This is a genomic window from Marinomonas sp. CT5 (assembly GCF_018336975.1).
In the GTDB taxonomy this organism is placed as follows: Bacteria; Pseudomonadota; Gammaproteobacteria; order Pseudomonadales; family Marinomonadaceae; genus Marinomonas.
This window is the reverse complement of sequence record NZ_CP025572.1, coordinates 4401161-4415193: the sequence shown is the minus strand read 5'-3', so window position 1 is coordinate 4415193 and position 14033 is coordinate 4401161. Positions and strand designations below refer to the sequence as shown.

The window sequence follows — 14033 nt, the reverse complement described above, 5'->3', positions numbered from 1 at the left end:
ATCCCTCTCTTCGGTCACCCGTTTTAGTTCAGCTTTGAGTCGCTGGATCTCTGACAGAGCTGAATCTTCCGCTTTTCTGCTCACTTCTGGTTTGCTGTATCGGGCAATCCAATCATGCATACTTTTGTAACTAACGCCAAGTCGCTCAGCCACTTCTGCAATCTTATAGCCCCGCTCAGTGACTTGTTTAACGGCTTCAATTTTGAACTCATCGGTATAACGTTTTCCACTCATAATTCACCTCATTTTTACCTATTATTATATAGCTATGAGATGTCTACAAAAGTGGGTCCATACCAGTCTTCCACGCCAGACCCTTTATACCCTCTGTCAACAAAACAGGTTTCTGGTTTTTTCCCGGTCAGGGTTTCCACTTGTTGGAGTTGGTCTTTCAAGGTATGCCCATCATAAGGATTACCTGGATAGCTTCTGGCTCCCACAATGAAGGATTCTTTGGCTGTTACGGCTAGACTCGCTTTTACGCCAAATTCATAGCGTTTATGCGCCTTGCCTTTGGAGATGCAGTCCACATTCGGTTCATGCAAGCTGTACAGTTTGTTTTTGCTTTGGCGGGTTTGTTTTAGTAATCGATAAGCTTGGTTGAGAGTGTCTTCTTGCTTTTGGTTAAGTGTTAATCTTTGTCGCTTTACTTGTCTATCAAGGTCCCGCAATACCCGCCCTAAGAAGCCTTTGACTTGCTTAATCGCTTTTTTCATCCGTTTGTATTGTTTGGCGTGACCATAACGTCCAATTTTTGGCATTAACTCATGGCAGGCTTTGTCATAGGTTTGTCTTAACGTGATGTTTTGTTCTTTGGCGATTTGAGTGAGCTGCTGTCGAGCCTTGTTGTAGAGTTTGGCATCCGTTGGGAAGGTGATGTTTTTTTCTTGTACCGTGGTATCTACTAAGACTCGCTTTAGGCTCGCCGGTTTGATGACTTTTAGCTTTAGCCCTGCTTGTATCGTCTGGGTAAGCAGCCATTCGCAGCCTTCTTCTCCTAACCGTTTTCGCCATTTAACAAGGCTAGTTGGATGGCACGGGAAGCCATGTTGAAAAAGGTTTCGCCGCAAAAATATTGGTAGTAAGGCGATTCAAGCCATTGCTCTAAGACCATTTCATCAGACAAATTATACAAATGCTGTAAATACAGTAGCCCTACCATCAAGCGAGTCGGCAGAGCCGCTGCGCCAACTGTCGCGAAATGCGTACCCAATTCGGTATCCAACCGATCCCAATCCAGCACTTTAGCCAACCGAACGAGTGCATGGTTGGGGTTAATAATATCGATTAGCTGAGGCCGGAATAAATCCTTCTGCGGATTTTGCGTTGTTTGACGAGGCTTCATAAAAACTCACTGATTCTGCAACTTTTTGGGCTTTATGGCGTATTTATAGCAAGATTTAGGCATTAACTATCTTATAAAAATACATTAGATTCAATAGGTTGAGAGTTTTTCAGGGACGACTAATTAAAGCAGCCTAAATAGGGAATTTAGGCTGCAACAAAAGGTGTTGGATATTGAGCACTTTAATAATGAACACGTTTAAAGCATCTTAAACATTACCTTTAAAAATTACTTGTTCAATATAGGCGCAAATTATATGGCCAATTATGATATGGCTCTCTTGAACTCGAGGTGTCGAAGTCGATGGGATTTTAATACAAAGATCGCACTGATCAGCCATTTTACCGCCAGTTTGTCCTGTTAATCCAATCGTAGTAATTCCCATATCTTTCGCGGCTTCAATGCCTTTTAGAATATTAGGCGAATTTCCAGAAGTACTAATTCCTAGGAAAACATCACCAGCTTTACCATTACCTTCTATTTGTCTTGAAAAAAGGTTCTCGTAACCATAATCATTTCCTATGGCGGTAATAATTGACGTATCAGTCGTTAAAGCAATACCTGGAAGAGCTGGTCTATCAAAGTAAAATCGACTGATCAACTCACCTGCGATATGTTGAGCGTCTGCAGCAGACCCACCATTTCCAGCAATAAGAAGTTTTCCACCATTTTGATATGCCTTTAAACAAACCTGGCAGGCTTCTTCTACTGTTCCCATAATTTCTTGAGACTCTAGGATGCCTTGCTTAACCCGTACGGAGTCTTCAATTTGACTAGCAATAAAATTATTCACTATACCGAATCCCAAAATAGTCAATTATAAATTCTAAAATTACCAGCAGAATTTCTACTCTAAAAATATCACCTTAATCCATAGGAAAAAAGTGATATATCACACGTAAAAAGCTGGATCCGAACTGTATTGATATATAAAACTGGATTATTTATATAAAAGCTAATCCTTTTAGGACAAGCCTTAATCAATACTATTCAGAAGATCACAAAGTTCTCTAATTCTGTCATGAGGAAGATCAGGGTAGTTACCGATATAGAACCCATAGAAGTGAATATGATCCACTTCAGGATAATTTTTATACTCATCTGCTGGAAGAACGGATTGCAAATAAGGTTGTCTTAGCTGATTACCACCGCCAGCACTTCCTCTACGGAACTCGATATTCTGCTCTTTCAATACCTTCATTACTCTAGCACAGAAGTCTGGATCAGCTTTTTGGAGAACCAAATTCAGGGCGTAGTTACAGCTTCCTTCTAAATCAAAATCAAGATCAGTACGATATTTATTGCGATCTAAGCTGCTAAGGAACAACTCGAAGTTTTTCTGTCTCTTCTTATTGTTTTCATCAAGGCGTTTAAGCTGATGACGCCCCATTACCGCATGAATTTCAGAGCTTCTTACATTGTAAGCAGGGTAAGCAAAGATAAATTCTGGATTCAACTCTGGATATTGATCGTAATACTCTTGTTTAAAAGAATCATCGTTAGATTCTCTAACCATGCCATGGGAGCGATACATTCTAAGAATTTGGTAAATTTTCTCATCGTTAGTACAAACCATTCCGCCTTCAATCGTGCTCATATGGTGTGCATAATAAAAAGAGAAGTTTGAGATTAAACCAAATGATCCCAGTTTTTGACAATTATGAGTAGCCCCATGAGATTCACAAACATCTTCTAATAAAGCGATATTTTTTTCTTCCAAGACTTTCAGCAGTTTATCAGAAATACCATTGAAGCCTTGTACATGAGTAACAAAAACAGCCTTTGTTTTGTCTGTGATTTTCTCAATAATTTTGTCGTTATCCATACTCAATGTCTTTGGATCAATATCAACAAAAACAGGAGTAAAATCATTTTGCATTACTGAAGCAATAGTAGAAACCCAACCCATTGGGGAAACAATTATTTCACCTGTGCCTCGTGTTGCTTTAAGTGCAGCGGCTGTAATGAGGTTAGCAGAGGAGCCAGAGTTAACAAAAACGCTATACTTTACGCCTAACCATTCTGACCATTCTTTTTCAAACTCACGAACATTAACAGATTGAGTTAAAATGGGTTTTTGTTTAATAAAATCAACCAGAACATCTAAGTCATCGTCCGTAATATTATTTTCCATTAATGGCCAATTCATAGGCATAATTAAATTCCTCTTAAATAAAAATTAGTCTTCTTGAACATTGTGAACAATTATTTGGGAACCAGCATTATCAAATTTAAAAGGAACCCAAACATTAATGTTTTTAAGCGCCTTCTTAATCGCTTCATGTCGATGAGGCGGAGCGAGAAACATAAAGAAACCTCCACCACCGGCTCCTAGAAGCTTGCCGCCAAAAGCGCCGAGTTTCTTAGCTGTACTATAGACATTATCAATAACGTCATTAGACATATTCTGAGTCAACTGTCTTTTCATATTCCAGCTCTGATCTAGCAATCTCCCAATGTCCTCAAAGTTGGCTTGTTGGGAAAAAAGAGAAAGAGCTTCTTCGGCAAGAGATTGTATAGCAGCCAAACTGTCTTCAGAAGAGCCATTATTAATATTATCAATCTGAGCTTTAGCATAGTGAGTAGAAAAACGACTAATACCGCTAAAACCTAAGAGGATATGATCTTCCAGCGCTCTCATATAATCAGGAGAAACAATTAAAGGAGAAACGGAGTATTGGTCTCCTGGCCCCATCCTGATTACTTGTAAACCGCCGTGGGCAGCCATAATCTGATCTTGAATACCAACATCTTCTTTAATAAGGTTTTGCTCTACATGGATTGCTTCATCAGCCAACTGTCTGGAAGAGCGCATTTCATATTTTAAAGCGTGGAGTGCATTCAACAAGCCAACCGTAAAAGAGGAACTAGAACCGATACCTGATCTTGCAGGAAGGTCACCATCGTGATGAATCTCTAAACCATCGTCCATATCTAAATATTCAAGACAGTGCTTAATAGAAGGGTGAACAATTTCAGAGTTTTGGTTTACAGATTCAATTTTTGAATAAACTGCTCTTGTCTTATGCTCAAAGAAGGGAGGTAATTTACGAACAGTAATGTAGCAATATCTTGCTATACCACTCGCAATGATCACACCTCCTTTTTCTTCAAACCAAGGGCGGTAATCAGTTCCACCTCCAAAAAAGGATAAACGATAAGGTGTTTTTGTAATAATCATGAAGACGTCTCTCTATATTCTATAAAAAAGCCATTAACAGCATAAATCTTATTTGCAGGTTGAAAGATACCACTCATATGTCAGTGCTAAACCCTCTTTAAGAGACTTGCTTGCAGACCAACCTAGCTCCTTCAATACAGTGCTGTCTAATTGTTTGATTGGCATTCCATCGGGTTTCGTAGTATCAAACTCAAGTGCCCCTTCAAATCCAATGACATCTTTAAGAACGATAGCTAAATCTTTAATGCTAACTGCTTTGTCATAGCCAACATTTACAGGAGCATTATCTTCGTAATTTTCCATCAAGAAAAGAATAGCCTCAGCCATATCATCAACAAAAAGAAACTCACGCTGTGCCGACCCAGTTCCCCATAGCGTTACAGAAGCTTTTTTCTCTACTTTTGCTTCATGGAAACGTCTAATTAAAGCGGGGATAACATGGCTATTTTCTGGGTGAAAATTATCATTCATCCCATATAAGCCTGCTGGAATAACGACAATATTTTTCGTTCCATATTGGCGATTATAGCTCTGGCACATTTTCATTCCAGAGAGCTTAGCTAAAGCATAAGGTTCATTTGTTGGCTCAAGTGGGCCAGTTAAAATAGAATCAATTTGCATGGGTTGCTTGCAATTTTTTGGATACATACAAGAGCTTCCAAAAAATAAAAGCTTTTTCACCTCATTCTTATGAGATTGATCAATAATATTATTTTGAATCTGAAGGTTATCGTAAATAAATTCAGCAGGATAATTTTCGTTCGCAAAAATCCCTCCTACTCTCGCAGCAGCTAAAAAAACATATTCAGGCTTTTCTTCAGCAAAAAAAGAAGCGGTCTTTGCTTGATCTGTAAGATCAAGTTCCTCATGGGTTCTTAGTAGAAGATTACTGTAACCCAACTCTTGCAATTTACGAACTAGGGAAGAGCCAACTAAGCCAGTATGACCAGCAACATAAATACGAGCATTTTTATTCATGGATATTCTTATTCCGGCAAGGTTTAATAAAAATTAGGAGGTAGAGATACTAGGAAAAATGAGATAGCTTTAATCCTGTAATCACCTTCTCCCAAAATTTACGATGATTATAGAGCTCAGTTGCTTTCTGATAGCCCTTTGCTGCAATTTTTTCTCGCTCACTAGGATTCTCAAGGTAATAATGGATTTTCTTTAGTAAGTCTTCTTTATCTTTAAAGGGGACATATTCTTCGTACGGCTCAAAATATTTAGCAGTTTCACTATTTTCAGCTTCCATTAACAAAGCGCCACAAAGAGTAACCTCAAAGACTCGCCCTTTTAACTGGTGTCTATCACCTACGCTATGGGAGAAGTTAAGAGAAATTTTTGACTTCATAAAAACCTGAGCATATTCCTCATCCGAGAGTCGTTTGTTCAATGACCCTTCACTAGTAAATATAGGAACATCATTTTGCTTTAAAAAGCCTAAATATTCTTTACGAACAGATCGGTAGCTTCCGGTAGACCCTAAGAAACTAACATCAATATCTCTCTTCATTTCAGGATTATAATAAAGCAGAGGGTCTTGAGGAGCCCATAAATGAAGGCAAGAATCTTTATTGGAAAGGTGTTGAAAAGCAATACTAGAATCAATAAATAAATTGAGTGAAACCCACTCTTTCATCGGAGCTAAATATTTCTTAAAAAAGATAGGGTTAACGCTATCCCACCAAATAGGAACAATAGGGATTTTGAAATTTTCAGCAATATATCGCAAGGTTTCTAAACGTGGTTGGGAAAGGTTATGTAGATCGTAGCTACTCAAAATCAAAGCGTCAGGAGCGGTATCAATACATTTTTGTAAAAGAAAGTCTTCCCCATCAGGAAAAGTAGCTTGAGAATAAGCTTCATCATAACAAAGCTCTTCAAAAGTAGCCAAGCCACTTCCTCTTAAACTACCTAAAACATTATGATGTTCTGTAGATAAGCGCTGATTCGAGCCGGGAATATACCGCCACATTAAAACTAAAAAGTGAGGTTTTTCTCTTTTAGGTGGAATAATTGGAGCATCAAAAGCTTTCTGCTTAAGAAATTGAGCAAAAACTCTTCTTTCAATTTTCCTTTTTTTGCTTTTCTTTAGATTCTGAACAAAACGGATCCCATTACAATATTTTCCATAGATAAAAAGAAATACCTTATGAATTTTCTCGTACTGGGAAACAGTTAAATTCTTATTGAGGAAATTTTTTATGCTACTCTTAGCTGAATTTATCATTGCTTAAGACTTCTACCTGAACCATTTAAAAAAATTCCCACAAAAAAGAGAAAAGCTTTCCTCTGCTGAAATATACCCGATTTTCGAATTACAAGTTTGCTTTGACTTTCTCAATAATATCCTCAATTCCTATCTTATTGATGGAATGCAGGATATCTCTTCCTCCCAATTCAAAGCTATAGTGATCATCAACTCCCATACCATGAAATTTAGTAGACAATTCATGCTGCCTAATAATTCCAGATATTAAAGTATCAAAACCACCTTTTTCTAAAAAGCCTTCCTCTAAAGAAATTGCATGCTTGTAATTTTGGAGAGTTTGACTCAAAGAATCTCTTTGCAAAGTTGTTAGAGCGAAAACGTCAATAACTCCAACTTGGATTCCTTCTTGCTTCAATTTTTCTGCAACAATTAAAGCTGAATGTGTCATGTACCCTGTAGAGAGAAGACAAACTTCATTTCCCTTTTGAAGTTCATGGTAGCCTAGGCTAACAGAGAGATTTTCTGGTTTTTGATGCACATTTGGCAAAGGCTTACTATCGAGTCTCAGATATTTAATAGTTTGTGACTCCACTGTGTAATCTACATATGACTCGACAGTAGCCCAATCAGCAGGCGAGAAAACCTCAACATTTGCTAAAGCTCTCATAATCGCAAGATCTTCTAGAGACTGATGGGTAGGCCCAGACATCTCGTAACTATAACCTGCACCTACGCCAATCAAATTGACATTCATAGGGCGTTCTTGAGAAAGAATAGCCATATTGACACGAATTTGTTCATAACAACGCATCGTTATAAAAGGAGCTATCGCGTAGGCATAAACAATAAACCCTTCTAGAGCTAGGCCTGCACAGATATTAATTAAGTTTTGCTCTGCAATGCCTACATTGATAAAACGATCAGGATGACGTTCTCTTAGAGCATCTAGTTTAGGTGAACCAAAGTCTCCTGAAACAAAGAAGATTGAATCATTGGCATCCATTCTAAGGGTAATTTCTTCTATTAAGACATCCCTCATTGGTTTTACTGCGCTCATGAGTTCTCCCTAATCAACTGATCTAATTCCTCTGTTTTTACCCCTTTGATATGACTCAATGAGTCATTCTCAATAGAGGGAATTCCTCTCCCTTTTAAAGTATGTGCAATTAAAATATGGGGTTTTCCTTCATTTGTTTCTTTCAATGTTTTCAAGCTACTATGCACGGCTTCTATATCATGCCCATCACACTCTGTGACGTTCCATTGAAAAGCAGCAAACTTCTCTTTTAAAGGAGCATGATTAATAATTCGCTCGCAATGGTCCAACATACTGACTTTATTATGATCAACAATCACAATAAGATTATCTAGACCGTGATGTGCTGCGAACATAATTGCTTCCCAGTTGGATCCCTCATAGAGTTCACCATCTCCGACAATAACATAAACTTTATTGTCTGATTTCTTAGCTTTAAGGGCAGTAGCAACACCACAGGCAACACCCAACCCGTGACCAAGAGAGCCATTAATCGTTTCATAACCAGGAATTGCAGGGTCAGGAATAGCTCCTAAGAAAGAGCCAGGTTTGCAAATCCGCTCCAATTCTGCCATCTCATAAAAACCTAAATCGGCAAGAATTGGGTACATAGAAATAGACCCATGCCCTTTACTAATGATAAACCTATCTCTTTTTTCATTGAGAGGGTCTTTAGGGAACTGCTTTAAAATTTCGCCGTAATAAAGAGCAACATAAATCTCTACCGCCGATAAAGACGAAGCGATCCTTGTTTCTGGAGCTCTTTTATGTACGAGCAAAGTTTCTCGCCACACCCAATTTACTTTTTTTCTCAAAAAGGAAATCATGATTGCGTCCGTAATGTCGTATTAATAATTGACAGGCATTGAGCCACTGTTTTCCATTTCCTTCTGTTAAACAGTGACATCAAGGCCGAAAAATATCACTTATAAGAAATGCTTTCTAGACGTTTGCATACTTACTGTTAGTCAAGATAGTGTAGCCTTTAATTAGCTCTTGAATACCATCATCTAGAGAATGAATAGGCTTGAATCCTGTCTTTTCGATTTTTTCGTTGGAAACAATGTAATCTCGTTTATCAGGGTCTTCACCCAAAGGCGCTTCCAACACAGTGAAAGAAGGGACATGCTCTTTGATTCGTGCGCAAAGTTCTAGTTTAGAAAGGTTAGCGTCAGAAAGACCAACGTTATAAGCTTCGTTTTTCATAGAATCAAAGTTTTCCATTCCATGAAGGAAAGCACGAGCTACATCACGAACATGAATGTAGTTACGTTTGAAATGACCTTCGAAAATAACAATAAAGCGATCTTTAACGGCGCGATATGTAAAATCATTAACTAATAAGTCCATTCGCATTCTAGGGCTCATACCAAATACAGTCGCTAAACGGAAGCTAATTGTATTACCAAAAGCCATCGCAATTTCCTCAGCTTCAACTTTCACTCTTCCGTAATGAGAGATCGGGCGAAGTGGCGTTTCTTCGGTGCAATACACACCCTCTTCTCCAACACCGTATCCACTATTAGTAATCGGAATCAAAAGTCTTTGTTCTTTGGACATCAGTTCAGTCAAAGTTTTAATAGCATCTCTGTTGACTGTTTCAGCACCGATTGCATCTCTTTTACATAGAGGAGCACCGACTAGGGCTGCTAAAGGGATGATATAGTCTTTGCCTTCTACTAAAGGCTTTAAAACTTCTGGATCACGAGTGTCCCCATTAACAACAGAAAACTTAGGATTAGCACAGCATTCCATCAAAGAGTTTTGCTGAAACATGAAGCTGTCTAAAACCGTAACTTCATAGCCTTTTTCTAACAATAAAGGCACTAATGTAGATCCTAAATACCCGGCACCACCAGTAACTAAAACTTTAATACTCATTTTTATCCAACTCTATAATGTTTTCTGAATTTGTTAAAAAAGAAAGGTTGTCTAAGCAACCACTCAAATATAGTAAGCATCATCCTTGGGTGATAGTTTTATACAAAGGCATAAAATCAGGGTTATACGGAGAAGATTTCGACTTCAATGAGTCTAAGCTAATTGCCGAACTCTCTTGAGGGAAAAATGACTTTACTCGTAAATAACCTGTTTTCAGACCAGGAAAGTACTCTTTTAAGTAAGACTTAACAGATGATTTTTTTTGATTTAAATTTTGCCTTTCCTTAGCCTCATTCTTGTGCAGATATAAATCAAAACTTTCCTTAATTGTAGATAAAGCATCTTCAGGAGAGATATTTTCGGCCTTTACTAAGGCGTCTTGTAGTGTCTCTAAAAACACCTCATAAGAAGGCTGCCATTGCTCGCTCTCAATCCACTTTTGATGTTTTGCTAAAAGATGCCTTTGAGGATGACATTGCCGAACAACATACAAGTCGTCTAACAGTTTTGACTTTCCACTTATAATAGTACAGCAATTTGCCATAATTTCAGTAAAAGCAATATCTGTTAGCTTTTCTAAGTTTGCATGATCTTCTAGAAATTCGGACGTACGATGGACAGAAAATAGAGGAACCCAATAGTTTGCCAAAAACGCTTGAAGTCTCTGGGAAGGAGTTTCCTCTTCTGCATTTTTTAAATAGTAGGGAGTAACGGCCATTTGTTTACCATATGGGCCTACATTAGTTAACTCAAAACTAATACCCTTTCCTTGCACAGTGCGATACTCTGGATTCTTTTCCAAAAAATCGACTCCTTTCGACAAAAACCTAGGCACCAAAAAGTCATCATCTCCAGAAAAGGCTGCATAATTTTCTTCTACAATACCGATGAGATTCTTTAGACACATTGGTCCGCTTACATTTGGATAAAGCTTATAGACAACTTTTAATTTTCCTTTTAAATTTTCAATCGCCAAGAGCATTTTATCAATATGTTCCTGATTACTTGAATCTCCAACATAAACAGTAAAAGGGCTACCCACTTCCGCATAGTAATTAAGCTGCCGAATTACAAATTCAGAGCGGTTCATTGTGGGAATAACGATACCTAACATAAGCAACCTTTACTTCTCTGAAATTCCTGGATCTAGTTGTGCTAAACGTTGGAATGGAAGATTGCCAGACATGAGCTCTTGTAACCCACCTTGCCCAATTACTTCCCCATCCTGAAGAACGAAAATAAGATCGCAATTTTTAATTGTCGTCAAACGATGCGCCACAATAATTAATGTTTTATGTTTCTTCATACGATTAATGGCTTCAATAAATTCTGCTTCCGTTGTGTTATCTAAAGCAGAAGTTGCTTCGTCCATTATAATGATTTCGGGATTATGGTATAAAGCTCTAGCGATTGCAACACGCTGCCTTTGCCCTCCAGAAAGGCGGACTCCACGCTCCCCCATCATTGTATCTAGGCCATTAGGAAGATTGTTAACAACCTCTCTCAACTGCGCAATCTCAATAGCCTGCTCAACAGCATCTTCATCAATTTCATCCGCTGGAACACCAAAAGAAATATTGTTCCTTAACGTATCATCACATAGATAAATCGACTGAGGAATATACCCAATACTATTTTGCCATTTCTCGCGAACCTCCTCATTTTGAAGTGAGTCGCCATCAATTAAAATTTCACCCTTAGACGGAGTCAGCAACCCTAAAACAATATCGACAAGAGAGGATTTACCTGCCCCAGAAGGGCCAACAAAAGCCACTGACTGCCCCTTTTTAATTGAAAGGGATATATTCTTCAGAGCTTCTTTTTCTGACTGAAGATAAGAAAAACTCAAATTTTTTAACTCGATTGCTTTATCTAAATCTATTTTCTGTAATCTCTTATTTTTATCATGTTCATCAGATTCAAGGTCACTAGGAGTATCAAAGCGATGCAGTTGTTCAAGAACTGTAGCACTTAATGTTTGGTTAAAACTAATATTATTCCCACCCACCACTATTTTATTGAGTGAATATAACATTCGGATTGCAGCCACACCAAACAAAGAAACGGTCGGAATAAGCTGTGCAATAGAAAGATTTGCCACAAGGATATATATAACAAAAGATATTAGCCCTAATATTAAAATCACTTCCATCACTAGTCTTGGAACATGATTACAAATAATCAAATCTCTACGAATAAAACCTAATTTCTTTGAAGATTCAACAAAAGAGCGAGCATAAAACCCTTGGCGATTCATAACTAAAATTTCTTTAACGCCGTTAAGCCCTTCCAATAGTAGCTTTGAAGTTACCCCCATCAAGCGAAAATTTTCTTTCCCTATCATTCGAAGCTTACGTGATATAAATCTATTTAAGATAAGCAGAGGAATAGCAATAAAGCACGCAGCACCTAATGAAATCACAGGGTCTGTCATAAAAAGAACAAACACTATGCCTATCAAAATAATTGTTTCAGACATAATTTCAAAAGCAGGCTGTAGCAATCCACTAAAAACGCCATCGACTGCATTTATGTTTCGTAAAAGCAAAGCAGAATTATTATTTAGATGAAATTCATATTTAGAACGCATGTACCCTTGGAACATTGTTCCGGTTAAGGCAACACGCTTGCGAATTAGATAGTTTTGCTGGATATATTGAGAACCTATATAGAAAAAATTCTTAAATATAAAAAACAAACCTAAAGCACAACCGATGAAAATAATGAAATTCTTCTCATTACTAAACTCTAGGTTTTGGTATAAAAAATTCAGTATTTTATTTTCATGAACAATACTAGGATCCGTAACTATTCCAATAAATGGAAAAATGAGGCTAATACCTAACGCTTCCACTGCACCTGTAGCCATCATTAAAAGCAGTAACAAAAAAAGATGCACTCTTTCTTTTTTACTAAAAGCGCTTAACAACTGACGAAGAACACCTAACATTTAAACCAACTTATTTTCAATATTATTCGCTACAAAAAATCAAAAGGCTATTTTTCAATATTCCTGTTTTAATATCACAAACAGCCTAGTTCAAAATTTCATTTATTTTTTTATAGCGTTCCGGAGTTCCAATATCCATAACTTCACTCTCAGTCATATATCCCATGCAGTTATGTTTTGTAACAACCTCGGGGAAGAAATCAACCTCTATGGAAATAGGATACTCTCCTTGTATTTCATTAAGCGCATCCTTATTCATAAGATAAATTCCAGCACTTATCAAAGGAGAACCATCAGACTTAACTTTTTCTCTAAAAGAAAGAATTTTTCCTTTCTCATCGAGAGACAAATTACCATAGTCGCCGATATCTTTTGAATAACTCGTCACAACCGTTAAAAAGCTCTCATTTTTCTCATGATATAACAACAAGTCTTGAAAAGATATAGAACACAAAGAATCCCCATTCAGAACTAAAACTTTATCAGCCTGAATTAAAGGAGTAGCATTTTTTACAGCTCCTCCAGTTCCTAATGGAGTGTCTTCTGTGGAAAACCGGAACTCCACATCAGTTCTATTGCCGTAATATTCAACTATCTGCTCACTTAGATATCCTACGCATAAAATAATCCTTTTCGCACCTTGCTCAATCAGGTCATCAATTATGCGGTCTAGAATAGGCTTTCCAGCCACTGAGGCTAAACCTTTAGGTTGATTATCTATTACTGCTCGGAATCTTGTACCCAATCCACCACAAAGGATTACGACATCTGTATTCTCAAAAGTCATCTATTTCCCTAAATCACCTTAATTTTCTAATATTAAATTTTATCTGAGTGATATATGTAAAAAACATTTTAATTAGATAAAGTGCACATCATCACATACACCTGCTTACAATATGTAATAACCTACTTATTTTTACAGCACCTTACATTCTGTACATCGTGAACTCAGAAGCCCCATCAATATAACTTTTTCTTCTCAGTGTAAGGCAGTTATATATCAAGAAAGTAAAGTTCTTAACACATCATATCATGCTAATTTACTGAAAGCGCTCTTTCAGCACTTAAAAGCTCAAGATATGATCATGTACGATAAATTTACGAAACATTAGATCCTTTTTTTATGGTATGGACCCAGTTTCCTAGACAGTTTCTAGCTCCGTAAAATATCGCCTCTCATATTGCAGTGGCGATAATCCATTATTTGATCCATGGTGTCGCTTTGGATTATAAAAGCATTCGATATAATCAAAAATCTCTGAACGAGCATCACTTCTTGTTTTGTAGGTTCTATTGCGTACTCTTTCTTTTTTTAACAATGAGAAAAAGCTTTCCGCAACAGCATTATCATGGCAGTTACCACGACGACTCATACTGGCTTCCAGATTATTATCTTTTAAGAAGGTTTGCCAATCTTTCGAG

13 protein-coding genes and 1 pseudogene are annotated in these 14033 nt (G+C 37.4%); all 14 read right to left on the bottom strand.

From position 1 onward, the window contains the following. Positions 1–234: transposase (locus tag C0J08_RS20965; protein WP_212653135.1), on the bottom strand; the 234-nt coding region annotated here is incomplete at its 3' end. 65 nt (positions 235–299) lie between these two features. Continuing rightward, positions 300–1345 (bottom strand): annotated as a pseudogene (locus C0J08_RS20960) (IS5 family transposase); the annotation flags it as partial. Between the two features lie 208 nt (positions 1346–1553). Further along, positions 1554–2138, bottom strand: coding sequence for a D-sedoheptulose-7-phosphate isomerase (locus C0J08_RS20955; protein ID WP_249344410.1), 585 nt, complete (start codon positions 2136–2138; stop codon positions 1554–1556). A 183-nt stretch (positions 2139–2321) separates the two neighbouring features. Then, positions 2322–3500, bottom strand: coding sequence for a DegT/DnrJ/EryC1/StrS family aminotransferase (locus C0J08_RS20950; protein WP_212653824.1), 1179 nt, complete (start codon positions 3498–3500; stop codon positions 2322–2324). Between the two features lie 24 nt (positions 3501–3524). Continuing rightward, positions 3525–4526, bottom strand: coding sequence for a GHMP family kinase ATP-binding protein (locus C0J08_RS20945; RefSeq protein ID WP_212653823.1), 1002 nt, complete (start codon positions 4524–4526; stop codon positions 3525–3527). 48 nt (positions 4527–4574) lie between these two features. Next, positions 4575–5504, bottom strand: coding sequence for a GDP-L-fucose synthase family protein (locus C0J08_RS20940; protein ID WP_212653822.1), 930 nt, complete (start codon positions 5502–5504; stop codon positions 4575–4577). A gap of 49 nt (positions 5505–5553) precedes the next feature. Next, positions 5554–6759 carry a glycosyltransferase family protein gene (locus C0J08_RS20935; protein ID WP_212653821.1) on the bottom strand — a complete coding sequence of 402 codons (1206 nt, stop codon included), beginning with the start codon at positions 6757–6759 and terminating at the stop codon, positions 5554–5556. 88 nt (positions 6760–6847) lie between these two features. Beyond that, positions 6848–7798, bottom strand: coding sequence for a transketolase family protein (locus C0J08_RS20930; RefSeq protein ID WP_212653820.1), 951 nt, complete (start codon positions 7796–7798; stop codon positions 6848–6850). After that, the gene (locus C0J08_RS20925; RefSeq protein ID WP_212653819.1) at positions 7795–8604 is read right to left on the bottom strand and encodes a transketolase; all 810 of its coding nucleotides are present in this window, start codon (positions 8602–8604) and stop codon (positions 7795–7797) included. Before C0J08_RS20925 ends, C0J08_RS20930 begins: the two co-directional genes overlap by 4 nt. Positions 8605–8719: 115 nt before the next feature. Beyond that, a complete protein-coding gene (locus C0J08_RS20920) occupies positions 8720–9658 on the bottom strand; it encodes an NAD-dependent epimerase/dehydratase family protein (RefSeq protein WP_212653818.1) in 939 nt (312 codons plus the stop codon). 79 nt (positions 9659–9737) lie between these two features. After that, positions 9738–10772, bottom strand: a complete 1035-nt coding sequence (locus C0J08_RS20915; protein WP_212653817.1) for a TIGR00180 family glycosyltransferase — start codon at positions 10770–10772, stop codon at positions 9738–9740. 9 nt (positions 10773–10781) lie between these two features. Continuing rightward, the gene (locus C0J08_RS20910) at positions 10782–12608 is read right to left on the bottom strand and encodes an ABC transporter ATP-binding protein (RefSeq protein ID WP_212653816.1); all 1827 of its coding nucleotides are present in this window, start codon (positions 12606–12608) and stop codon (positions 10782–10784) included. Positions 12609–12693: 85 nt separating this feature from the next. Further along, a complete protein-coding gene (locus C0J08_RS20905; RefSeq protein WP_212653815.1) occupies positions 12694–13395 on the bottom strand; it encodes a nucleotidyltransferase family protein in 702 nt (233 codons plus the stop codon). A gap of 358 nt (positions 13396–13753) precedes the next feature. Then, on the bottom strand, positions 13754–14033 hold a 280-nt coding region (locus C0J08_RS20900), incomplete at its 5' end, for an IS3 family transposase (RefSeq protein ID WP_212653814.1).

Excerpts from the sequence above, each read along its gene's own strand:
- C0J08_RS20950 (WP_212653824.1), bottom strand. The coding sequence starts at position 3,500 with ATGCCTATGAATTGGCCATTAATGGAAAATAATATTACGGACGATGAC.
- C0J08_RS20945 (WP_212653823.1), bottom strand. The coding sequence starts at position 4,526 with ATGATTATTACAAAAACACCTTATCGTTTATCCTTTTTTGGAGGTGGA.
- C0J08_RS20940 (WP_212653822.1), bottom strand. The coding sequence starts at position 5,504 with ATGAATAAAAATGCTCGTATTTATGTTGCTGGTCATACTGGCTTAGTT.
- C0J08_RS20935 (WP_212653821.1), bottom strand. The coding sequence starts at position 6,759 with ATGATAAATTCAGCTAAGAGTAGCATAAAAAATTTCCTCAATAAGAAT.
- C0J08_RS20930 (WP_212653820.1), bottom strand. The coding sequence starts at position 7,798 with ATGAGCGCAGTAAAACCAATGAGGGATGTCTTAATAGAAGAAATTACC.
- C0J08_RS20925 (WP_212653819.1), bottom strand. The coding sequence starts at position 8,604 with ATGATTTCCTTTTTGAGAAAAAAAGTAAATTGGGTGTGGCGAGAAACT.
- C0J08_RS20920 (WP_212653818.1), bottom strand. The coding sequence starts at position 9,658 with ATGAGTATTAAAGTTTTAGTTACTGGTGGTGCCGGGTATTTAGGATCT.
- C0J08_RS20915 (WP_212653817.1), bottom strand. The coding sequence starts at position 10,772 with ATGTTAGGTATCGTTATTCCCACAATGAACCGCTCTGAATTTGTAATT.
- C0J08_RS20910 (WP_212653816.1), bottom strand. The coding sequence starts at position 12,608 with ATGTTAGGTGTTCTTCGTCAGTTGTTAAGCGCTTTTAGTAAAAAAGAA.
- C0J08_RS20905 (WP_212653815.1), bottom strand. The coding sequence starts at position 13,395 with ATGACTTTTGAGAATACAGATGTCGTAATCCTTTGTGGTGGATTGGGT.